This window comes from Hungatella sp. (assembly GCF_046966825.1).
Window position 1 is genome coordinate 58,641 of record NZ_JBKVCZ010000015.1, and the last position, 23,740, is coordinate 82,380.

At 45.8% G+C, this 23,740-nt stretch carries 20 protein-coding genes; 1 reads left to right on the forward strand and 19 read right to left on the reverse strand.

What is annotated here, in order from left to right; translation table 11 throughout:
* Nucleotides 1-4: 4 nt before the first annotated feature.
* On the reverse strand, nt 5-2,527 hold the full coding sequence (locus tag ACLTD4_RS07235) for a chemotaxis protein CheB (RefSeq protein WP_181988649.1): 2,523 nt from the start codon (nt 2,525-2,527) through the stop codon (nt 5-7).
* A gap of 179 nt (nt 2,528-2,706) precedes the next feature.
* Between ACLTD4_RS07235 and ACLTD4_RS07240 the strand changes: the two genes are divergently transcribed.
* Nucleotides 2,707-4,179: a GntR family transcriptional regulator gene (locus tag ACLTD4_RS07240; protein ID WP_181988648.1), complete on the forward strand. Its 1,473-nt coding sequence runs from the start codon at nt 2,707-2,709 to the stop codon at nt 4,177-4,179.
* Nucleotides 4,180-4,302: 123 nt separating this feature from the next.
* On the opposite strand, the gene ACLTD4_RS07245 is transcribed toward ACLTD4_RS07240, so the two are convergent.
* The 18 genes from ACLTD4_RS07245 to ACLTD4_RS07330 form a co-directional block, all read right to left on the reverse strand.
* Entirely contained in the window at nt 4,303-5,745 is a 1,443-nt protein-coding gene (locus tag ACLTD4_RS07245; protein WP_117623011.1) for an MGH1-like glycoside hydrolase domain-containing protein, read from the reverse strand.
* 59 nt (nt 5,746-5,804) lie between these two features.
* Nucleotides 5,805-6,647 carry a carbohydrate ABC transporter permease gene (locus ACLTD4_RS07250; protein ID WP_055659165.1) on the reverse strand — a complete coding sequence of 281 codons (843 nt, stop codon included), beginning with the start codon at nt 6,645-6,647 and terminating at the stop codon, nt 5,805-5,807.
* A 17-nt stretch (nt 6,648-6,664) separates the two neighbouring features.
* Entirely contained in the window at nt 6,665-7,570 is a 906-nt protein-coding gene (locus ACLTD4_RS07255) for a carbohydrate ABC transporter permease (RefSeq protein ID WP_002605152.1), read from the reverse strand.
* A 265-nt stretch (nt 7,571-7,835) separates the two neighbouring features.
* Complete coding sequence (locus ACLTD4_RS07260) at nt 7,836-9,170, reverse strand: ABC transporter substrate-binding protein (protein WP_117623010.1); 1,335 nt, start codon at nt 9,168-9,170, stop codon at nt 7,836-7,838.
* 167 nt (nt 9,171-9,337) lie between these two features.
* Nucleotides 9,338-10,219 carry a helix-turn-helix domain-containing protein gene (locus ACLTD4_RS07265; protein WP_055659168.1) on the reverse strand — a complete coding sequence of 294 codons (882 nt, stop codon included), beginning with the start codon at nt 10,217-10,219 and terminating at the stop codon, nt 9,338-9,340.
* Nucleotides 10,216-11,097 carry a glycoside hydrolase family 43 protein gene (locus tag ACLTD4_RS07270; RefSeq protein WP_117623009.1) on the reverse strand — a complete coding sequence of 294 codons (882 nt, stop codon included), beginning with the start codon at nt 11,095-11,097 and terminating at the stop codon, nt 10,216-10,218. The genes ACLTD4_RS07265 and ACLTD4_RS07270 overlap by 4 nt, the downstream gene beginning before the upstream one ends.
* Nucleotides 11,098-11,223: 126 nt before the next feature.
* Nucleotides 11,224-12,696 carry an IS1182 family transposase gene (locus tag ACLTD4_RS07275; RefSeq protein ID WP_412331212.1) on the reverse strand — a complete coding sequence of 491 codons (1,473 nt, stop codon included), beginning with the start codon at nt 12,694-12,696 and terminating at the stop codon, nt 11,224-11,226.
* A gap of 135 nt (nt 12,697-12,831) precedes the next feature.
* On the reverse strand, nt 12,832-13,788 hold the full coding sequence (locus ACLTD4_RS07280) for a D-2-hydroxyacid dehydrogenase (RefSeq protein WP_117624515.1): 957 nt from the start codon (nt 13,786-13,788) through the stop codon (nt 12,832-12,834).
* Nucleotides 13,785-14,513, reverse strand: a complete 729-nt coding sequence (locus ACLTD4_RS07285; protein ID WP_117624516.1) for an enoyl-CoA hydratase/isomerase family protein — start codon at nt 14,511-14,513, stop codon at nt 13,785-13,787. The genes ACLTD4_RS07280 and ACLTD4_RS07285 overlap by 4 nt, the downstream gene beginning before the upstream one ends.
* Before the next feature lie 11 nt (nt 14,514-14,524).
* Nucleotides 14,525-15,481, reverse strand: coding sequence for a sugar phosphate isomerase/epimerase family protein (locus ACLTD4_RS07290; RefSeq protein WP_117624517.1), 957 nt, complete (start codon nt 15,479-15,481; stop codon nt 14,525-14,527).
* Between the two features lie 31 nt (nt 15,482-15,512).
* On the reverse strand, nt 15,513-16,790 hold the full coding sequence (locus ACLTD4_RS07295; protein WP_117624518.1) for a hypothetical protein: 1,278 nt from the start codon (nt 16,788-16,790) through the stop codon (nt 15,513-15,515).
* Between the two features lie 13 nt (nt 16,791-16,803).
* A complete protein-coding gene (locus tag ACLTD4_RS07300; RefSeq protein ID WP_147335941.1) occupies nt 16,804-17,322 on the reverse strand; it encodes a D-lyxose/D-mannose family sugar isomerase in 519 nt (172 codons plus the stop codon).
* A gap of 49 nt (nt 17,323-17,371) precedes the next feature.
* Nucleotides 17,372-18,310: a transketolase family protein gene (locus tag ACLTD4_RS07305; protein ID WP_117624520.1), complete on the reverse strand. Its 939-nt coding sequence runs from the start codon at nt 18,308-18,310 to the stop codon at nt 17,372-17,374.
* A complete protein-coding gene (locus tag ACLTD4_RS07310) occupies nt 18,303-19,139 on the reverse strand; it encodes a transketolase (RefSeq protein WP_117624521.1) in 837 nt (278 codons plus the stop codon). The genes ACLTD4_RS07305 and ACLTD4_RS07310 overlap by 8 nt, the downstream gene beginning before the upstream one ends.
* Nucleotides 19,140-19,247: 108 nt before the next feature.
* A complete protein-coding gene (locus ACLTD4_RS07315; protein ID WP_167437758.1) occupies nt 19,248-19,952 on the reverse strand; it encodes a FadR/GntR family transcriptional regulator in 705 nt (234 codons plus the stop codon).
* A gap of 97 nt (nt 19,953-20,049) precedes the next feature.
* Nucleotides 20,050-20,889 carry a carbohydrate ABC transporter permease gene (locus ACLTD4_RS07320; RefSeq protein ID WP_117624523.1) on the reverse strand — a complete coding sequence of 280 codons (840 nt, stop codon included), beginning with the start codon at nt 20,887-20,889 and terminating at the stop codon, nt 20,050-20,052.
* Complete coding sequence (locus ACLTD4_RS07325) at nt 20,886-21,806, reverse strand: carbohydrate ABC transporter permease (protein ID WP_181988755.1); 921 nt, start codon at nt 21,804-21,806, stop codon at nt 20,886-20,888. Before ACLTD4_RS07325 ends, ACLTD4_RS07320 begins: the two co-directional genes overlap by 4 nt.
* Before the next feature lie 63 nt (nt 21,807-21,869).
* Nucleotides 21,870-23,318 (reverse strand): ABC transporter substrate-binding protein, encoded by a 1,449-nt coding sequence (locus tag ACLTD4_RS07330; RefSeq protein WP_117624525.1) that lies wholly within the window; start codon nt 23,316-23,318, stop codon nt 21,870-21,872.
* Nucleotides 23,319-23,740: the final 422 nt, after the last annotated feature.

The window sequence follows — 23,740 nt, forward strand, 5'->3', positions numbered from 1 at the left end:
AGCCTTACTCTGCCTGTTCTTCACGCTTATGAAAACCGGTTATCTCCACAAAGGTCATAATCACGCCTTCCACCGCCCGGTACGCGGTGCGGTATGGACGAACTCTGACGATCCAGTATCTGCCGCTGTCATCTCCAATTTCCCGTTCCACCGGATAAAGGGTTTCCCTGACATAGCTGATATCTTCATACCATTCCGGATACCCTTCCATCAATGCCAGATGGCTGATCGGCCTGCCGACATCCACCTCGCGTATATTCGTAATTTCACTGACACGCGGTGTCACCTTTCTGATCTTTAGATCATTATCCAGGTACAGCGCGCCCACATCCGTGTTCTTAAGTAAATTATCAAGATCACTGTTCAGACTGACGAGTTCATTGATCTTCGTCTGGTATTCGGAGTTGACCGTGTACAGTTCCTCGTTCACGGACTGCAGCTCTTCATTCGTACTCTGAAGCTCTTCGTTGGCCGCCACCAGTTCCTCATTGGAGGACTGCAGCTCCTCGTTTGAGGTCTCCAGTTCCTCCACGGTGGCCTGAAGGCTCTCCTTTGCCAGCTGGAGCTCCTGTTCCAGCTCACGGCACCGTCTGCTCAACTCACTCTGGCCGTCCAGCACCGTGCTGACGATGGCTTCTCCCTCTTCTGTTCTCTCCTCTGCCAGAAATGACAGCAGATAGAAATGGGACTGTCTCACATTAAAATGGTAGCCTTTGATCAGAACTTCCCGGTTTTGAAAGCCTTCCAGTCCGGTCGCCCTGATAGATGAGAAATCGCTCCCGTTCCGCAGCCTGCGCAGAAGCCCATTGACCACCAGTCCCACATCATTGGGGAGATTGGAAAACAGGTTGTTCGTAAACCGGCCTGCGTGAAACACCAGAATCTGATTAATCTCGTTGGCCATATGTAAAATATTATCCATCTCGTCCACGATGACAGAGGGCGGCATGGCTACCGAAAACGCCTGCTCGATGATTCGCTCCAGACGCATGGTATCTCCTCCAATTCCTCTGGTATTCTTATAAGAAGTGCTGCTTCTCACCCGTCCGCCCACAATGACGCCGTTTTGCAGCAAAGGGGTGTAGCTCTCACTGCGCTGATAGATCTTCCAGCGGTTGTTTACCACCTGAAATGCCCCACTCATCTCTCCCACCGATTCACTGGTTCCCATGAATAGATATCCGCCCGGATTGAGCGCATAGTAATACAGCTGGAGAAGATCCTGCTGAGTCTCCGGTTTCAGATAGATAAATAAATTCCGGCATGTGATTAAGTCCAGCCTGGAAAAAGGCGGGTTGCACAGCACGTTGTGCTCGGAAAAGATCAGCATCTTGCGCAGCTCCGCATTGACCCGGTATCCCCCGTCGCCTTTGATAAAATACCGGGAGAGAAGCTCCTGATCCACATCCGATACCACACTGTCCGGATAGTATCCCTGAGCAGCCACGGAAAGCGCGTTCTTATCGATATCCGTGGCAAATATCTTCACTTCCCAGGTCAGTTTTTTCTCCCTTATATACTCGGCGACCAGCATGGCCAGGGAATAGGCTTCCTCGCCGGTAGAACAGGCCGCCGACCAGACCCGCAGAACGCCTTCCCTGGGGTTCAGCTCCGGCAGGACATTCTTCCTGATATACTCAAACGCCTCTTCATCCCGGAAGAAGCTGGTAACGCCAATCAAAAGTTCTTTGTACAGGGTATTCTGCTCCTCTTCCGAATCAAGGAAGCAGTGCAGATACTCTTCCAGGGAAGCAAGGTGCTTTACACTGATTCTCCGCTCCAGCCGCCTTAAAATCGTATTTTCCTTATAGGAAGAAAAATCGATGCCCGAGGTAGTGCGCAGGGTCGCCAGAATCTTCGAAAGCGCCTTTCCCTCTCCGATCTCGGGATTGATTCGCGCCTGGTTGGTAATATAAGGATGCTTTAAAAATTCCACCAGCGCCTCCGCCATCTTCGCCGGCGGCAGTACGAAATCGACAAGTCCGGTTGCAATGGAGCTCTGAGGCATGCTGTCAAACTTAGCAGTCTCCACATCCTGGACCATCACCATGCCCCCGGCCTCCTTCACAGCCCGGATTCCAAGCGTTCCGTCGCTGCCCGCTCCCGATAGAACCACGGCAATCGCGTGTTTCCGCTTATCAGCCGCCAGAGAACGGAAGAACGAGTCAATGGCCAGGTTGATGTGATTCTTGCTGTTCTGTCCCTGTAAATACAGTTTCCCCTGATAAATGCTTAAGTCTTTTCCCGGCGGAATCAAGTAGACGTGGTCGGGTAATACCGCCTGTCCGTCCTGGGCCGCCTTCACTGTCATGGTGGTGCAGCGGCTCAACAGTTCCGCCATCAGGCTCTTATGATCCGGTGAAAGGTGCTGTACTACTACAAACGCAGCCCCTGTATCAGCGGGCATTGCTTTAAAGAAATCCTGGAGAGCCTCAAGGCCCCCCGCGGAGGCGCCAATGCCCACGACGCAGCACGGTTCTTCGGTCCCTTCTGTCTCTCTGGTAATTTCTTCCTCCGTATGACTCATAGACATCTCCCTTCACGCGGCACATTTGCCTTAAATACTCAAAATGTACCATTTGATAAAGTATAGTATAGCATATCATATTTCCAAAAAGAAGATATTTTTGAAATTTTCATTTATTGTCATTCCACATGGTCTGTGATAAAATATGTTCAGTATTTTACCAGCAGAAAGGATGCCCTATGGACAGAGATTCCCGGCTGTACCGTTACATCTACGAATTCTATGTTGCCCGGATTCAATCGGGCTACTATATAAAAGGAGACGCCATCCCTTCGATTCATGAAATATCCGAGACATTTGGCGTGTCCGACAAAACCACTCGGCGGATGCTCCGCCAGCTGAAGGAGGATGGATTTATCTCTTCCGGAAGCGGACGCTCCTCTGTCGTGATTAAGGACTTCAGCAACGAGGATCACGCCGATTTCTGCCGGACCTATTATCTGGCCCACAAGGATGCGGCCCTGGAGCTGCAGTGTCTGAGGCGCTCGTTTCTCTCTTCCATACTGTTCCCCGCGTTCTGCCGCCTGCCGGCCGACCGCAGAGAGCAGCTGTCACAGTACCTTTCCAAAGTGCGGCGCTGGGAATTCCGGGCCTTTATCGACTTTTTCTGCATTGTGCTGGACAGCCTGGGGAATCCTCTTCTTCCCAGCCTCTTTGCAGAAAGCACCATGTTCGGCCATCTCTCAGACTTATACATGATGACTGACGCCAGCTATTCTGATTTCTATTTTGACCGTCTGGCGAATTATATGGAAAATCTTCTGACAAGCCATGCCGCGGAAGATTTCGACGGGATCAAACGGCAGCTGGATCAGATCAGCCAGCTCCGGGCGGAGAAGCTGCGAAAGAACCTGGAAGCTTCCTACGCAGGATCCGGTCAGTCGGATCTGGTTCCAGTTCCGTTCCGATGGTACATCACCAAGGGCAGAATCGAGCACCGATCCTTTACCGCACAGATTCTCCTTCACCGAATCCTATGCCGTCAGTACCAGCCTGGGGAGTTCCTGCCGTCTGTCTCGCAGCTGGCGGAGGAATTTTCCGTGGCGGAGATCACCATACGCCGGAGTCTTACGCTGCTGGTCAGTTTTAACGCGGTCAAAACACTGAACGGCAAGGGCACGATGGTCCTGGATATCGTGAACCAGCAGGCCATGCAGTTTCCTCAGTCCGAGGAGTGCCAGAAAGAGCTGCTTCTCTCCCTGGAGGCCTTTCAGGTGCTGGCACTGACAGCAGGGAGCATCTCCAGCGTATTTTTTCCCGATATTCCCGCTGACACTCTGACATTTTACGCGGAGCAGATGAAGGAATGTGTACGCCGGGAGGACTGCTACAGGTACTATAAGACGTGTTTTGACCTGTTCTATGCCATGGGCAACAGCGCGCTCTCGGAAGTATGCAGCCAGCTCATGTGGCAGACACTCTGGCCCATCTCCTGCCGCAGTCTATGGCTCACTCCCGGGGAAACGGCATCCATCATGAAGGTCCTGTTACGCTCTCTGGAAGAGCGGGACGCGAAGCTGTTTTCCCGGGCATCCGGCCGGTTGTTTCTCCGAACCTTTCAGACCGTTCGCAAAGGATTGATCGAAGGCGGCGTAAAGGAAGCCGCTCATGTGGCCTGGATCGAGGAGGCGGAGGAATGGCCGCCGGAATGACGCGGTTCGTGTGATATGGAGGAAGGCCCTGAAAGTTTGCATTTGCAGCTTCCAGAGCCTTCTTTTATGTTCTTATTCGTTTTATATACTTATTTGTTTTATATTCTTATTCCTTCAATATTTTTATAACCTCTGGCGGATGCTTTTCACATCTCCGTTCTTTGACAGCTTCTTTACTTCCAGCACGTTTCCGTCCAGCCCGGTAATCACCTTGATGCCCGGTCCGGCTTCAAATACCTTTCTTCCATTCATAAAGCCTTCCGCCCCATTTCCATTCTGAACCAGTTTAAAGGAACGGTCTCCCCAGACCTGTTCATAAACACTCTCATGGCCGCCCACGGTTCCCCAGAAGACCGTATCATGCTCGATATGGACGCCGTACATGCGCGCCGCATACTCCAGAACCGACAGAAGGGCCGGCCCGTAACAATCCTGTTCTCCATCCAGGCAGACAAGGGACGGCTCCGCCGTAAACGGGTCATACTGCTGGACAAAGACGCAGTCCCTGCCGATAGCCTGAAACAGCTTTTCGCCCAGTTCCGGGATCAGACTGTCGTACCCGTAATTTTCCAGCGCCCGGATGGCCCGCTGGTACGTCAGCGCCTCCGCCTGGCCGCTCCAGTCGTTGGTCGTCACATTCCGAAACAGCGGATCGTTTACCGCGACCGATGGAAGCGGCATATGCGTCCAGAATTCCTTCGGATTCAGCAGATGTTCCTTTACGAAACGGTCGGCCATCGGCTGGGTAAAGCTGTTCCAGTACATGGCCCGCAGATTGTTATGGGTCAACGTGCGCAGCACCCGGTGATTCTTGTCCCGGTCGAAGCAGGCGCCCGCGGCGTCATCCCACAGATAGGACCGGATTTTATCCTGTACACAGGCTGCCTTCTCCTTCCAGATCTCTTCCCGCCTGATGTCTTTTTGTATTCTGCTGATCTTCGCCAGAGTTTCCCTCGATGCGTAGGAAAAACTCATAATATCCATGGAAGCCATGGGTACCACGCTGCAGCCTTCCGGGGGCACTTCCTCGCTCCAGTCGTTGGGGGCGTCCCCGTACCGGAGTGCGTGATCTTCTCCCGTGTCGTACTTGCACCAGGTCTCCAGACAGCCGTCACCGTCGGAATCCCGCACGCGCCATAAGTAGCTGTCAAAGCGTTCCAGCGTGGTGTAAAGCAGATCGAGATATCCCGGATCCTTTCCCATTAAGTAGTATACATTCAGTGCAGCGGAGGGGAAACAGAAGCCCTGAAACTTGTTGAACTGCGGAGTAATTCTGCCGTTTTCACAGGCTACGCTTCCGGGAATTCTGCCGTCCTCCCTCTGATTTTCCATAAAGAGCAGCTGATTGTTGATTCCCGCCTCCAGATTGCGTTTGGCGTACATCTCACCGCCCATGGGCTGCGTTTCCAGCCATATTTTCTCGTAACCGCCGCCTTCGATCAGCACCAGTCTGTTTTCAAACCGTTTCAGATTCTCTCTGGACTTTTCTTCAGCCGTGTCCACCAGCTTTTGAAGCAGGTCGTCGGAGGTCTGAAAGGATACACTCGTTTGATTTTTCACACTCATTTCCTCTCTGTGTCATAGTATCGCTGTGGCAGTGTTTTTGTTTGGCAGTATTGCTGTGATCAGCCCTTGATACCGCTCGTGCTGATTCCCTCTACCAGATACCGGTTGAAAAACAGGAAAATCAGGAATACCGGAATCAGGGACAGGGTGGACATGGCGAACATGGCGCCGTAGTCGGTCGTGGAAGTGGAATCCGCAAAATTCTTGATCGCCACGGAGGCGGTATACATCTTCGGCTTGCTCAAGTAGATCATCGGTGACATGAAATCGTCCCATTTCCAGTAAAACTGAATGATAATCGTGGTTACGATGGATGGCTTTAAAAGCGGCAGAAATATCTTTGTGAATATCGTATATTTACTGCATCCGTCTATGATGGCTGCTTCGTCTAAATCTCTCGGAATACCGGATCCGAACTGCATCATCTGGTAGATGAAGAAGGCCTGGCCGAAAAAATGCGGCAGGATTAACGGAAGATACGTTCCGACGAAGCCGAGTTTGTTGTAGATGATGTACTGCGGCACCAGAATGATCTGTGTCGGAATCATCATGGTACAGATCATGGCCGTGAACCAGATATTTCTTCCTTTATATTTTACCCTCGAAAATGCATAAGCCACGCAGGCCGATGACAGTACCGTTGCAATGGTCGAAACAGAGGCTACGAAAAATGAGTTGGAAAAGAAGGTGGCAAAACTGATTCCGCCGAATCCCTTCCATCCGTTGGCAAAGTTCTCCACTCTCCAGGCCGGGGGAATCAAATTCATTCCTCCGTTTAATATCTCTGTGTTATTTTTGAGTGAGCCGCTGATCATCCAGAGCACCGGATATATCATGAGGAGTCCGAACAGGCACACAAACAAATGGTAAAGGACTGCTTCGATTTTGTGTTTTTTCGTCATAATCTTTTTCCCCCTCCTTATTGATCCGCCTCAGAAAATACCCAGAACTTCGAGGATTTAAACAGGATCAGTGTAATTACGCTGATTAAAACCAGCATGAGCCAGCTCATCGCACTCGCATATCCCATGTTGGACCACTTGAATGCGTGGTTGTAAACATAGAGGGCATAGAAGTTGGTCGCGTCGTTGGGGCCTCCCTGTGTGATGACAAACGCCTGCGTAAATGCCATAAATGCCGTGATGGTCTGCATCACCAGGTTATAGAGAATGATGGGGGAAAGGCATGGAAGCGTGATGCTTAAGAAACGCTGCCATTTGTTCGCGCCGTCAATCTCCGCCGCCTCGTAATAGCTTCCCGGTATCTCCTTCAGACCTGCTGCAAAAATAATCATGGAGGAGCCGAACTGCCATGCCGACATTAAGACCAGGATTCCCATGGACAGCTTCGGATCACCAAGCCATGACAGCTTTTGGAGTCCCAAAGAAGCCAGAATCGTGTTGGCAAGGCCCTTTCTGGAAAAGATGGTCTTCCACACGAGGGCTACCGCGATACTTCCGCCGATCAAGGACGGTACGTAATACAGGGAACGATAAAATGTCACGCCGCGCCTTCCCTGTGTCAGCAAATACGCCACAAACAGCGCGAAGATCAGCTTTGTCGGCACGGATGTAACGACGTAAATCAGGGTTACTTTTACGGAATTTATAAATCGCTCATCTTTTAAGAGTTCCAGATAGTTTTTAATTCCGATAAATGCCGGTGTCTGGCCCAGTTTATAGTCGGTTACCGAATAGTACATGGAAACCGCAATTGGTATCAGGGTGAATGCCAGAAAACCGATTATAAACGGGAGCGAAAATATATAGCCCACCGTATTGTCGTTATACCAGAACTTTTTTCTGCTGGTTTTCCTTTCTTCCATTGGTCATTTCCTCCATTTTTTTGCGCAGAAAAGGCAGGTGAGGTGATTTTTATATAGGGGCTGGTCCCACCTGCCTTTAGTATTGGATTTGAATTGGGATTGCATCCCGTTAGTCCGCCATGCACCTCGATTCCGCTTCGCTTCATACCCGGTAAAGCGGGGCACGCTGTCTCGGTCACGGGCTTCGCCCTATGAAAAAGGACAAACCCAGATATGCTTATGTGCGAGCACAACGCATATCTGCATTTGCCCTTTTTCGCATGGCTCATTGCTGGCGTGAAAATTTACTCTCCGCAAATTCGACTAATTGTTTTGCCGCATCCTCTGGGGTTACATCTCCGTATTGTACTTTTTCAATCAGAAGCTTATACTGATCTTCTATCTCTGTCTTGGGGTCCGGGCTGATGACGTTGCAGTCTTCTTTGGGGAAGTTGCCGATTTTGTCTACGAAATCGTAGATCATCTTGCTGCTGTCGTCTGCCTGCTCCATGACTACATCTCTTACTTTTGACATAATCGGTACACCGCGTTCACCGTTTAATACCTTGTTGGCTTCTATGTCGTTGACAAAGTAATTGATGAACTTAGCTGCTTCTTCTTTGTTTTTGGAACTCTTGGCCATGCATAACTGCTGGGAGGACTGTACGCCCATTCCATAGGAGCCGTCCTTCGTGATACGCGGTACAGGCGCAATCTTGATTTCTCTGCCGGCTGCGTTGACGATGGAGGCGATCTGGTTGGAGGATACCCAGGTCATGGCTGCATCTTCTGTTACCAGATAGTCGCCTTCAATGTCCTTGATCTCCTTAACCGCACCTGCATCAGGATACGATCCAGCGTCCGTTAAATCCTTGATCATCTGCATATACGATGCAAAGGTTGCAGTATCCGTAAATTCCAGGCCGTCGTTGGTCTTTTTGAAGAAGTTGCCGTCTTTCTCTGCCTGTGAGGCTCTCTGCGTTACACCGGCGATGAAGTTGTCCATCTTTGAGCTTCCGTAGATTCCCAGTTTCCCGGTGATCGCCAGGCAGTCAGCCTTCCACTCATCCCATGTCCAGTTGTCGGACGGTTCTTCCAGTCCTGCTTCAGCAAACATGGCCGGATCATAAGCGATTCCGTAGGTGTTGGTCCCGATGGAGATTCCCACCTGGGTACCGTCGTTGTCTCTTGTGGTCGCCAGGAAGTTTTCTGTAGTGTCGCTAACATCAATGGTTCCCGCTTCGATGTAGGCGTCCATCGGTTCAATGCTGTTTATATATTTCGGGAAGTTTCCGCCCATCTGGAAAATATCCCATACATCATCTGCTGCCACCAGGGTGTCCAGCTTTGTGAAGTAGCTGTCAAAATCATAAAACTCCGCCTCAATATGTACGTTTGGATTCTGTTCCTCATACATTTCGATTACTTTGTTGGTGGCGTCATGTCTCGTCTGTGATCCCCACCACGCCATGCGAAGTGTGACCTGCTCTCCGGCCGCCGCTGATTCTTTTCCGCTCTCCGCTGCCTGTGTATTTGTCTCAGCTTTCTGCCCGCCGCATGCGGTCAGTGACGCTGCCATAATAGCTGCTGTTGTCAGTGCCATAAGTCTTCTTAATTTCATAATTGATCCCCTTTTACACCTTTCGCTGTCTTTGTTCTCACGGGTTACCTGCTTAAGCTTTTCCGGATCCGATACGTTTCTGTAAACACATCTTACTATTTAAGACTTATTTTTTCAACCAATTTGGGCACTTTCACCAATCCATCAAAAAATCAACGGTTTTTGCACTATATTGACTGGTTTTCTTCATCTTCATTCCTTTTTCGCTTGGATTTACGGTACTGCAGCGGAGACATCCCCACATATTTCTTAAAAACACGGTCAAAATAGGATAATCTTTCATAGCCCAGCTTTTGAGAAATTTCCTCCATGGACAGCGACTCATCCAGCAGCATATCCCTGGCATGGCCGATTCTCTGGCAGTTAATAAATTCATTTACGGTAAAATTCGTCACCTCTTTGAAGATCCGGCTTAAATAGCTTTTGTCCATGTAAAAGATTCCAGCCAGATCCTCCAGTCCGTAGACCTCCGAGTAATGCTCCATGATATACTGGATTATCTCCCTTGCCTTGGCGTAACGGAGCATCTTTCCGTTTGGCATGTTGTACTCCTCACACCTCGTGCCCGCTCCATACAGCATGGATATTATAACGGAAATCAGAAGATTTTTCACCTCCGCGGGCGCACAGGGTCTCTTCTGTGCCATCACCTCTTCCATCTTTTTGAGCTTTTTCTCCACTGCTGCCAGATGCTTTCCCTCCAGCCGGTAAACGCCGTGATAATTTGTGAAAAAACCGATCAGGTCCAGCTCCATGGCCTTTCCCATACTGACCAGCCATTTCTCATCCACCTCAATCAATATTCTCTCGTGGTATTTTCCCCCGATCACATTGGTAAAAGGGATCTGCCGTTTGTCGATGAAGGTCAGCGTTCCCCTGTCCATCCGGTAGCTTTTGCTCCCCTGATAGAAAAAACGTTCCCCATCCAGAATATAATAAATCTGGTATTCATTTTTATAAAATCCGATCGTCTCCGTTAAATCACAGTCCCTGGCGACGTGGCTGATTCCGATTCCGTCGCATTTTCCCGTGAAAAATACTTCTTTCATGATAATTCCGCTACGCGCAGCGTGTCCTCCTCCTCAATCAGACGGTAAAATACCGGATGCTCCTTCAGATGCTCGTTCGGCGTATGCAGGGTCAGATACAGTTCCCCGGAAATGCTCTCAAATATCATGCCGTGGCCGCCGTCCTTTAAAAACAGCAGGCGGTCATCCTGTGTCCATTTCCCCGTAATATCCCCGTTATCCGAGTAAGCCAGCGCTTCTGTATACCCCTCTTTTCCAAAGCTGGACCAGAGCATAATCAGGCGCCCACCGCCTGTCCGGTAAAGATACGGGCCGTCTGTCACGTAATGAAGTCCCGGCCGGTTTTTATTGGTAATCGTCTGCACCCAGCCCACTGCCTCCGAAGCATGGAACAGGGTCACCGGTTCGGACACGGCTTCCTTTAAGTCGCGGCTCAGCTCCACGGCGCAGATACTGCCATCCGATATCTGCACCCACTCATGGACAAACACCATATACGGCGTCCCGTCGGGCGACACATAGAATGTGCCGTCGATACACTCCCAGTCCTTCGGCGTGATCTGGCGGTCACTGTACATGACGAACGGCCCCAGCGGACTCTCCGACGTCAAGATCGCAGTTCCCCCATGAACGCTGCTGTCCTTAAAGGTTGCAAACATATAATAAAATCCCCGGTACTTGTGCACTTCCGGAGCCCAGCAGTTCCGGTCTGCCCAGAAGTCCTCCGGTTTATGGAACACTTCGAAAGGTCCGTCCCAATCCTCCATGTCTTTACTGACATAACAGTCGAAGCCGTCTGCCGCCCCCCAGCAGGTAGCGGCCCTCGTTCCGTACATATAATACGTTCCGTCCTCCACAAGTACAAATGGATCCCTGATGTTAATTTCTGTGTTTTTCATGATGTTCTTCTCCTTCCGGCAGAGCCGTTATCCTTATTTTTTTTCATCATATCACAAAACTTCAGGAATGAACATACCCGGTATTTTAAGAAAAGATATTGGAAAATTAACAACAAAAAGGTGCGGCTATAACAGCCGCACCCCAGACTGTAGACAAAATGGTTCCTGGTGCGATGCACCCGGAACCATTTTGAATTTTATATAGAGATATATTGGTTCGAATATACAGACAAAAGAACAGGGTTTCCTTAGCCCGCCCTTTCTCCATTTCCAGATTGCCAGTTTCTTTAGATTCATACATGCAAATAAAAGGGTCAGCTCCATTGTCACTTTTGCCAATCCTCTGTACTGTGTATATCTCATTCCATGTTTTTCTTTTCCGTCTGCAAAGACTCGTTCGATGGTTTCTTTCCGTTTCTGATAGATTTCTTTCATCCCTGTCTGATGACGGATTTCCTCCACCTTTTCCATGTACCCCTCCCATACATGGCGGCTTACCACCTTTACATGGTCTTTGCTTCCTGTACATTGGTTTTGGTACGGACAATCCTTACACTTTTTTCCATCGCTTTTGTATTCTCGGTATCCATCACGGTTTGTTGTGCTGTATTTTAGGATCTGATTATTCGGGCATAAATAACAGTCAAAGTATTCATCATATACATAATCGCTTTTTCGAAAATACCCTTTCTTTGTCATTGGACGTTTATAGGGCATAACCGGAACCTTTCCTTCCTCGATTAGCGTTCTTGCGATTGCTGGTATCTTATAGCCTGCATCCATTACATAGTATTTAGGATATTTTACCCGTTCGCTTACTTTCCGGTACAGTTCCCAAAAGGATACGCTGTCGTGGACATTCCCTGCTGTCACTTCAAAATCTATGACATAATTATTTTTATCACAGCAGGTATTGGCTGCATAAGCAAACACCTGCTTGTGTTCCCCTTTGTGGAACCAGCCACTGTCGGGATCGGTAGTGCTGACCTTTTTGTTTATGGTCTCTGGCGTGGACTCTTTTTCTTTCAATGGCTTTTTCCCGTGTTCCAGCCTGTCCTTCTCTATTTCCTCCTGCAGCTCCTTTTCGTAACATCGGGCTTCTTTTTCCATGGTTTCATTCTGATATTTATGAGGGTTTGCACTGGCTTTGATGTGGGTACCATCAATAAAAAGACTTTCCGTATCCAGGAAACCACAGGCATCCACCTCCATTAGAATCCGGGAGAATATCTTTTGAAAAAGATCCGTATCCTTAAAGCGTCTGGTATAGTTCTTCCCAAAGGTAGAGAAATGAGGGATATCCTCATACAGGCCGTATCCCAGATACCAGCGGTAAGCAAGATTCACTTCAATCTCTTTGATTGTTTTGCGCATGGAAGGGATGCCAAACACGTATTGGAGGATCACGATTTTCATTAATACAACGGGATCAATGCTTTCCCTGCCATAAGGTTTGTAGAGATCTTTAACCTCGTCATAAATAAAGCTTAAATCAATGGCTTCCTCCAGCTTTCGAACCAGATGACCGGAAGGGACGAGGTCATCCAGGCTTGCAATCTGTACCTGAGAACGTTCTGAATAATCTTTTTTCCCCATCATAAGAAAAAACCTCACTTTCGTATAGTACTATTATACTACATCGAAATCCTGAGTGAAAGAAAAAAGACAACCGCCTCCTATTAGGAGGCTAGTTGTCTACAGTCTGAGGTGCGGCTATAACAGCCGCACCCAGTATTACACCTGGTTACATACATTTCCATCCAAATATGATTTTAAGTTATTGACCGCAATATCCATAAGCTTCTGCCTGGACTGTTTAGAGGCCCATGCAATATGCGGTGTAATAATTATATTAGGTGCTGTCAGCAGCGGATTATCTGCCTTAATCGGTTCTGTGGAAACCACATCCACGGCAGCGGCTGATACTTTGCCGGCTATTAATGCATCACGCAGGTCTTCTTCAACAATGAGCGGGCCTCTGGAGTCATTTAATATCATAACTCCATCCTTCATTTTTGCTATATTTTCCCGGTTAATAATGCCTTTTGTGGACTCAAAAAGCGGACAGTGAAGCGAAATAATATCCGCCTGGCTAAATAAATCGTCTAAAGCGACCTGCCGGCACCCATTTTGCAGGCTTTCCCGACCAAAGGGAAAAGCGTCATAGAAAACCACATGCATTCCAAATGCCAGCGCCAGACCAGCCACAGCCTGACCTATTTTTCCAAATCCGATAATTCCCATAGTCTTACCTGCAAGCTCCATCAGCGGATAGTTCCAAAAACACCAGTCCTCGCAGGAAGTCCACGCGCCCTTTTTTACACAATCTGAGTGATCTCCCACATGATGGCACAGTTCAAGCAAAAGAGCCATTGTATACTGTGCTACAGCATTTGTCCCATAAGACGGAACATTTGTAACCGTTATTCCTCTTTTAGCGGCTTCAGAAACGTCAATTACATTATAGCCGGTAGCCAATACTCCAATGTACTTAAGGGATGGACACTGCTCCATAATTTCTTTTGAAATGACTGTTTTATTACTAAATACAGCTTCCGCATCTCCAATTCTTTCAGCGCACAGTTCTTGCGGAGTCCTGTCGTAAACCTTCAAGTCTCCCAGATCCTCCAGCCCTTTCCAACTCAAATCACCGGGATTTTCCGTATATCCATCTAAGACAACAATTTTCACGTATGCTTCCTCTCCTTACTCTTTAACATCGTTACCAGATACTGTTTCCCTATTTCCAGCTGTTGTTCATACGACAGTCCCGAGGCTGTCATATAAAACTGTTTGCACACACCAAACGCACTGATATTACAGTCAGAAAGACGCTTGGCATATTCTGCTGCTTCCTCCATGACATCATTTTCTGCAATCCGGTTAATAATTCCCGCTCCCATGGCCTGATCTGCATGAAGTCTCGTTCCCAATCCGGCCATCTCCATGCATATTTTTCTGCTAAATGAATTTTGCACACTCATCAGAGAGATCATGGGGGCAAGATCGTTCTGCCGTTCAGGAAGCGAAAATTCAGCCCAGGGAACAGATACCGCCATATCAAAGGTTTCCAGAAAACTTAATCCCCCTCCTCCGGTATGCCCATTTACTGCAGCTACCGTAGGCTTTGGGAAACGGCTCATCTGCTTATGAAGCTCTGTCAGCATATCAGCAAATTGAATAATCTTCTCCGCCCCCTGATTTTTATAATCCCCAAGGTATCCGCCCATGCAAAAGCAATCATCCCAGCCGGTAAAAAGAAGAGCTCTGCAATCTTCATCATATCTGCATTCTTCAATTGCCCACAGTATTTCCTGCATTCCCTGAATGGTCAGAAGATTCTGCTCTTTATCAGAATGATAGGTTATACTTCTTATGGCACCCTTTTTTTCAAGTTTAACATATTGACAATCCATTGGAACTCTCCCTACAGAAGCGACCGGATATAATCCATTATTTCAAAAGTATCCAGTTCTTTCTGCATCTGTTTTAATTTGCCCTCGTCAATTTTTTCTGCCACATCGAAAATATAATCCATCCACTCAAATGTTTTCTCCATTATCCTTATGGGGTCGTGACGCTGGGGGAAGACATCGGCTGTAATCCAGCCTTCATAACCCACCTGTTTTAAGGCCAGAGCGAATTCAATATAGTCCCAAAGATTAACTGTACCAGGAACCATATCCCAGTCCCAGTTGCGGAAGTTATCATTTACATGGACATAGAATAATTTACCAGTCTGCCCCAGAAAACTGGCGGAGTCAGCCGGAACCTCCAGTGCCTGAAGTGCATGGCCAAAATCAAGTGTAACACCTACATTCTCCTGTTCCGTCATTTGAGCAAAATATGCCATCTTCCCGGCATTATTAAGCAGGCAGTGGACTCTTGGTTCAGACTGTTTATATTCCAGACTGATTTTTACATCCTTTCTGTATTCTGCCGCTTCTCTGATTCCCTCAAGCGCATGGGAAAATGCATCCATATAGTTAATTTCAAAAGGATAATCAACACCGTCGTTTAAAAGGGCGCAGGTTACGATTGGGCATTCCAGCTGTGCCGCTCTGTCCATGGCTTCTTTCATAGCATCCACCGCTTTTCTCCGCACAGAGGCTTCCGGATGGGTAAAGGAACCATAGCGCCAGATTTCGTCCCCCTTAACGTTTAAGTTTACAGTGGAAACACCCAGTCCATAAGCATCAAGCATTTTTTTGAGTTCTGCAGCATTGGTAAAATTTTGTGGATAGACAACCTCTAATCCTGAACAGCCCTTCACTTTTGATGCCATCTTTACCATTTCTTCCATGGATCGGGCAGGCTGATAATCAATAAATCTGTCTTTAACCGTCCCCATGAACCCTGTAATAATTGAATACTTTCTCTCCATTTTTTCTCCTCACTCAGTTTAACCGACAGATTTATATATGTAGATCCATAAGTTTTACTGTCTCCTGTCTCACATTTCCATCGTGCAAATAAATTCGTGCTGTAAACTCGCAGGCCTCTTCCGGTATCACATATGGATCCTGGTTCCATGTTGTTAAAGAATAAAGCATAAATGGCTCCGCAAATGAAGTGTACAACAGCTTATCATCTTGGTAAAACTCCACATAATCAATCTGTTCAGGGTAAAGGCTGGAAAGCCTCACATACCTCTTTCCCTCAATATGGTAATCTTTTTCAAAACCTTGCAGATAAAATTCATTTTCACCCATCTTTACACCTGAAATCATATTTTTCAGCCTTCTGGCGAAAAATGCATCCTCTCCTGAAGTAATTCCCCAGTCAGAAGGCGGCTCCTGCTTTGTAAAATCATTGTAGTATCCCCAGGAAGTATGTGTTGCATAGGAAACCTTAAGCTGGCCAAACATCTGTGAATCTTCATTACATACGATTGGCTTATCCGGTGCCTTTTCATGAACACTCATAATAAAATCATACATCTCCTGCCTTCGCAGCCCATTACCATGAATCAGTATCACATCACTGTTCTCAATCACTTCCTGTTTGCAGATTCCGCCTCCGCCACTGGACCCTACTGCAAATTTATTGCCGGACCATTCCCTTGCCAGCTTAATCAGGCTGGCGATTCCCTCTCCGCTGCTAATCATCGGATGCTTATTAAAATTTCCCACATCATGTTCGTTTGCAACCTCTATGATGACATTCTCATATCCGGAATCCCTTAAAAATACGCTGGCAGTGCGCACTGCTTCCATAATCGCCGTACCATCATGGAACAGATGCTCCTGAGCCTGATACAAAAAGCTGACAATCACCAGCATTCCCAGTTCATCACAAGCCTGCAGCACTTTTAACAGCCTGTTTTTATATGCTTCATTCAACTGTTTTCCATCTCTGGAAAAACTGCCTGTATCTATGACGCTCCAGTCATCGTAGGTATAAATAGGACCTCCGCCCTGCAGGCCGATTGTGATTGCCCTGACTCCGGCCTCATACCAGTCCTTCAGAGCCGCTATCATTCTTTCTGTATTCTCTTCAGCATTAAATTTAATGCCAAACCGGTCATATTTTCCTGAATTTTCAGGGTTTACATCATCAAAGATTCCCTGGATAAATCTTGTATTAAACAGAAGCCCATGAATCTTCTCATCACTTCCTTCAATATCTGTATATGTTTTAATTCCATTAATGTAGAAATCGCCGCCCAGGATTTTATAATTTGTCTTTCTCATATGTCCTCCAAACTCATTTTTCACGTATTATCTGCGTCTTTCTCACTACTGACGGATCGGTAAATGGGTCACTGCCGTCTTTAGCTGTTGTGGATATGGTATAAAAGACACAGCCTTCCTCCCCCGCTTGAAACCAGTGTTTCATCCCCGGATAAAGAGTCAGATTTTCGCATGGCTCCAACACAATCTGATGTCTGCATGTATAATATGCCTCTTTTCCCTCCGGGATTACGGATTCGCTGGTGTTTGGCTCGCCTTCAATGAAAACCCGAAGTGTTCCCGTTATGACCCGAAGCGTTTCTTCTTTCCCCGGTATCACACCAGGCTTCCCAATTTCTTTACTTTCCTCATGCCAGTGTTCCGGTTCTGTCTGCCCAGGAAACAGTGCGATAATTCTGCACGCCACCTTTTCCGTTTCTGCCAGCGGCAAAATTTCTGCCCCTTCTACATACAGGTTGGACAGGCCAAAATCAGCCACCTCCATACTGTCCAGCTCCTGATCTGAGCACCTGATTCCGGCTTTTCTTATCATATCTCCTGCTCTTCTTTTTGCCTGCCACATACTGGATTCTGTTATCATTTCATACTCCCCGTCCCATCATACAACGCGCCTCACTGCAAATCATCTCCCACGTTATTCCATTTTTTCTAAGCAGCTCCTCATAGGGTGCAGATTCTCCGAAATGGTCCCTGACCCCAATTCGTTTTACCATGCCTCTTCCCATCTCAGCTGCGACCTCGCAGACTGCAGATCCAAGGCCATTGATAATATTATGATCTTCTACAGTTATAATTCGCCCTGTTTCCCGGACTGCCCGCCTTACAGTCTCTGTATCCAGTGGTTTTATTGTATGCATATCGTACAAGCCGGCGTTGATTCCCTCTTCTTCCAAAGCTTTTATAGCCTTCATGGCAATAGAAACAGTGTCTCCATTTGCAAACACAGTAATATCTTTTCCAGTTTTCAGGCATTTGGCTTTACCTATCTCAAATGCCTCTTCTTCCCCATATATATTGTCTACCGCATCACGAGTAAATCTTAAATATACTGCGCCTTTATAATCTGCAGCCGCGCGAATCAGACGTCTCGCGGAATGGTAATCGGCAGGCATAATAACAGTCATCCCTGGTATAGTACGGAGAATCCCCATATCCTCTACACACTGATGAGAGGCGCCATCGTTAGCAGGTGTCAGACCGCCGTGGGAACAGAGTATTTTTACATTGAGTTCAGGATAACAGATTTCCTGTCGAATTTGCTCCAAAGCTCTCATGCTTCCGAACACAGCATAGGTAACCACCATAGGAATCTTCCCCGTAGTTGCCAATCCAGCCGCCATACCGACCGCATTCTGTTCTGATATCCCTGCATTGACATGGCGATCTGGAAATGCCGCTGCAAATGACTGGGTCTTACAGGATTTTGATACATCACAGTCAATCACATAGATCTTATCGCATTCTCCTCCAAGGCTTAAGACCTCATCCCCTAACGCCTCTCTGGTAGCCCTTTTACTCACAAAAACCGCCTCCCAACTCTTTCATTGCCTGTTTATACTGATTCGTATCCGGTGCCGTACCATGCCAGGATGCAATATTTTCCATAAATGACACACCTTTTCCCTTCACGGTATCGCATACGATGCATTTGGGTTTTCCATTTTTGCTGTCAAGCATTGACCTGGTGCCTGTCAGAATTTCCGACATGTCATGGCCATTTATCCGGATAGCTTCGAATCCAAATGCCTCAAATTTTACTCTTAAATCCATGGAAGGCATAATATCAGCCACAAATCCATCATTTTGAAGCCTGTTATTGTCTACAAATACTACAAGGTTATCCAAGTGATATTTATTGGCCGCCTGCGCCGCCTCCCAGACCTGTCCCTCGTCACATTCTCCATCGCCAAGCAGTACATAGGTCATATAACTTTTACCGTCTCGTTTAGCAGCGAGAGCCATACCAACAGCGCAGGATATTCCCTGTCCCAAAGAACCGGTGGATATATCAATTCCCGGACATTTTTTCATATCCGGATGTCCCTGCAGTCTTGAACCCTGCTTCCTTAATTGATAGATTTCTTCCTGTCCAATATAGCCCTTTAAAATTAATGCCGAGTATAGAACCGGGCAGACGTGCCCCTTCGAAAGGACAAACCGATCCCGATTCTCCCAGCCGGGGTTTTCAGGGTCTACATTCATCACATCAAAATAGAGCGCTGTAACAATATCTGCCGCGGACAAGGAACCTCCCGGATGGCCGGATTGCGCATGATAAATCATGGTAAGTGCCGTCTTTCTTATTTCATTTGCTTTTTTTTGTAAATAATCCGTTTTCTCTTCTCTCATCTCTTTTACCTGTATGTATATTATCAATAGTCAAAACAAATTAGTAGAACGTCCTACCTTTTTTTGAGAACAGGGATACCTGTTCTCAGTATGTTACTTAATTATACACTAGACCCTGTTTCTCCATGTTTTAAGAGAATCTTCTACTGCCGCATGAATATCATCATAATTCTTATCTTTAATACAGTTTAAAATTCTTTGGTGATAGACTGCCGCCAGAGAGTCGATTTTCTCAGTACGGACATTTTCACCGATGGAATTTTCAAATATACTATAGACCCCTTTCATAATTCTGATAAAAAAAACATTTTTACAGCTTTCTATCAGTGTCATATGAAATTCCATGTCATATTTTTGCATGCGTTCAATATCCTGAGCCTGAATCGCAGCCTTCATCTGATCAATATTCTCCTGAAGTTTTTCCATCTCAGAATAGGTTATCTTCTGTACTGCCAGCTGAACTGTTGCTTCATCCAGGATCTGCCTCAATTCCAAAAGCTCAGTACTTGTGCTGACATCATAAATCATACTGTAGACCACTCTGTCAAATACGGAAGGATTGACCTGAGAGCACACATAGGTTCCATCTCCCCGCTTAATTTCCACAATTCCCATGGTAGACAGTATTTTCATAGCCTCTCTTAGTGAATTCCGGCTCACCTGCATTTCTTCTATCAGCTCGTATTCACTGGGCAGTTTTGTACCAGCTTTGTAGTTCCCCTTAATAATAGAGTCGATGATTGTGTTGATAATCTGATCCACAATTGTTTTCTGCCCGATTGGTTTTAACTTTCTTTTATCGTATTCCGCCATAAATGGTACCATCCTCTTCATCAACTTATTTTTAATATAACACAATTTTATACAAATAGGGGCAACAAACTGGACTAATTGGATTTTTTTACCACATTTACTGTTTCAGTCCGGAAAAAGCAATACTCTGTACAATATACTTTTGTACAAATATAAAAACAATTGCCAGAGGAATTACACTTAAAATTGACAGCGCCAGGGCAATTCCGGCATGAACCTGGCCATTGGCACTTGCATTATACAATACCAGTCCAATCTGGATAGTATAGTTCTGACTCTTATTTAACACGATCATTGGCCACAATAGGTCGTTCCATACATTGACCACATCAAGAATAACGATAGTTGCTATAATGGGCTGCATCAACGGCAGAAACAGCTGCGCATATATTCTGAACTTGCTGGCTCCGTCAATTACTCCCGCCTCATATAAATCATCCGGAAGATCATCGCAGAATTTCTTAACAAAGAACATAAACATGGCATTTGTCATAACTCCCGGAAGAATGACCCCCATAAACTGATTAGAAAGCCCTAATCTTTTGATGATCTGATACATGGGCATCAGCTTAGTCTCAAATGGCACCATCATATTAGACAGTATAAATATCATAATTAAGTTTTTACCTGGGAATTTTCCTTTTGAAATACAAAATCCCGTAAGAGTGGCAATAAACACATTAAATATGACATCCAAAACAGCAATTATGACGGTATTAAATAAATATCTTACAATTGGCACATTGGTCAGGGCCATCTCGTAATTAAATGTACTTAGTTTTTTCGGCAGCATTCTGGGCGGATATGGCAAAGTATATGATTTAAAATAATCAAAACTTGTAGAGACCAGCCATATGAATGGCAGTAAAATGACCAGCGCCATAATGGAAAGTACGCTATAATAAATAATATCTGCAATTCCTAATTTCTTTTTCACCTGCCTGCCCTCCTTCTGCTTCTTCTCTTTTTCCCGGTCCCGTCATCATTATCATTGGTAACCAGATAGTTAATCAAGGTTACACCAAGAATAATAACAAACAGCATGATGGAGGCGGCAGCGGCCTGCCCTTCATCTTTATAATTCAGTGTTGAAAAAGAATTTTTATAGATAAAAAGCATAATAGTTCCAAGTGCTCCCGCTGGATTTCCTGTCTCACCACTTACCGCATATACTTCTGTAAAACGTTTGAGCGCGGAAATAGAGGAAGTAATCAGCACAAAAACGAATGTATTTTTTATACATGGAATTGTAATATAAATCCATTTATTCCACTCATTGGCCCCATCAATCTCTGATGCTTCATAAAGTTCTCTTGATACACTTTGCAGACCGGCAAAAAACAGTATAATATTATAACCGATTCCTTTCCATATCGCCATAGCAACAAGCGATTCCCTTGCCGTAGCCGCACCATTGAGCCAAAGTTTTGGACTGATTCCTAAAAATCCTAATAAGTAATTGACAATACCTGATTCATTCGGCATAAGAAGATATTTAAATAATGTGGCTACTGTCACCATTGACATGATCATTGGCAATAAGAAAATTACCTTAAAAACATTTTTTCCCCTTCGTACATGGTTAAGCATATTAGCAATAATAAATGCGATAGGCACATTGAAACCGACGCCGAGCACTGCCATATACAGTGTGTTTACTACATCTTTCTTGAATTCGTCATTTCCAAACAGTATTTTATAATTTGTAAATCCGATAAAAGTACCTTTTATGTTTTCAAGGCTTGTTCCAAGCGTGCGAAGCAATGGGTACACGTTAAAAACTACCGTTCCTGTCAGCGGAATTAACAATAATAGGTACCAGCTCAGTATTTTTTTAGTCTTTGACCATCTCACACCGTTTCCTCCTAACGACATTTCACGGGATACTGCACCCGCAGTATCCCGTGGATACAGGTGCTATTGCCCTAACTGTGCTTTTGTATTATTAACCCAGTCAGATACTCCTTTATAGAACTCCTCACGGGCGGCTTCTGCCGTCAGCTGCTTTGACAAAATCTGATTATTCACTGCCTGAAGCGGAGTTCTCCAGAACCAGTAATCATCTGTCTTAAACATAGCATTAATCTGATAATCGTGTCGCTTCTTGTTAATTTCATAATCCATCATAGTGACTTTGCTGGTGTCTGCAAGTGCGGTAACCTTATCCTGAGCATAATTTGTTAAATAGAAGTCTACGATCTCAGGTGTCGTGGTCAGCTTCTTGATAACTTCCCATGCAGCGTCTGGATTCTTGGCTGATTTAGTTATAGAGAAGCGGAAAAATTCAGGGAAACCTTCCATTCCATTTTTGCCCGTCGGTATAAGCAAAGGAATATATCTGTCACAGATCGCGCTGTCGTTAGCATACACATACTTCATATAATTGGTTCCAACATTATTGGTATCGAAATTAATTGCAATGTCATTTTCGTCAGTAAAGAATTTTTCGCTGCCGTTTCCGGTTGCCACACCTTCCGGACAACAGTTAACCAGCCTTATCATATCGGTAAAATAATTAAGAACCTCCGGAGAATTCTTTACATACTCCACATATTCATTTGTATCCATATCTGACAGCATCATAGTATCACTTTTATAGGTCTTTACCGCATCATAGCTGATCGCATACCACTCCATCCAGGTTGAGAATAAATATCCGCCGTAGTTGGTGGACCCAGTTGCAGGATTTTTACCGGTCATCTTTTCTGCCATGTCTACCAGTTCCGTAAAAGTTGTACTTTCAGTAGGTGCCTCTACTCCCCAATCCTCAAAAAGCTGCTTGTCATATACAATAATATTGCTTGCCATAGTCATTGGAAGACCGAATACCTGTCCTGTGTTTTCGGGATAGTTAAAGGAATTATACTTCGTATAAAAAACGGCCGGATCGATAAACAAGTGATTCAGACTGTCGAAATTAACTTCCGTATCCTTCTTTAAATAATCTGTCAGATCAATATACCACCCGGGAACTGCTTCCTGATTTGTATAAAATCCAACATCGACCTCACCAGAAGTTACAAGAGTCTCCATTTTCTGAATCCAGCCGTCCCACGGAATAGATACTAAATCAATGTCATAATCCGGAATCTGCTCTTCTAAAAATGCTTCAAATTCTCCCAGTCCCTTCTTTTTAATCCCTGATATAGGATCTACGGTTGTCTCCTCACTGATACCGGGAACCACAACTCTAACCACTTCTTTCCCGGAGGCCGCTGCATCTTTAGCACCTTCAGTTTTTCTTTCTGAAGCCTTATCCCCTCCGTCTCTCTCTGCTGTCTGTGTTCCTGATCCGCCACATCCTGTCATTAGCGCAGACACACCTAATGCGATTGATAACATAATGCTTAAAGTTTTCTTCTTCATTTCTTCTCCCTTTCCCCGGATGCGGCTCCACCGCCTCCTCAATACCGGTTAATAGTTTCACTCATCTTTTAAATCTCCTCGCGTTTTTACCTCCTGTTCTCATATATAGAACGTACTACCTTTGTTTGTCTATATATTATATTTTATTTATGTATATGTCAATAGTCTTTGGGCAATTATATTATAATTGGTAGGATGTTCTATGTTTATAGCTATATATTTGTTTATTTTAACCATATTATCACTGTTTTTCACTCGTTAATTATTAAACATTCATTGACTTCATGTCATCTATTTGCTAAAATACAAACTAATGATGCTAATGAGACGAAGAGTAAGGCATGTGTTTACACGACAGCCTTGCTCTTTTTTTACTTTCTAGGAAACTTCGCAAATCGGCCAAGATAGTGTATAATGGACTT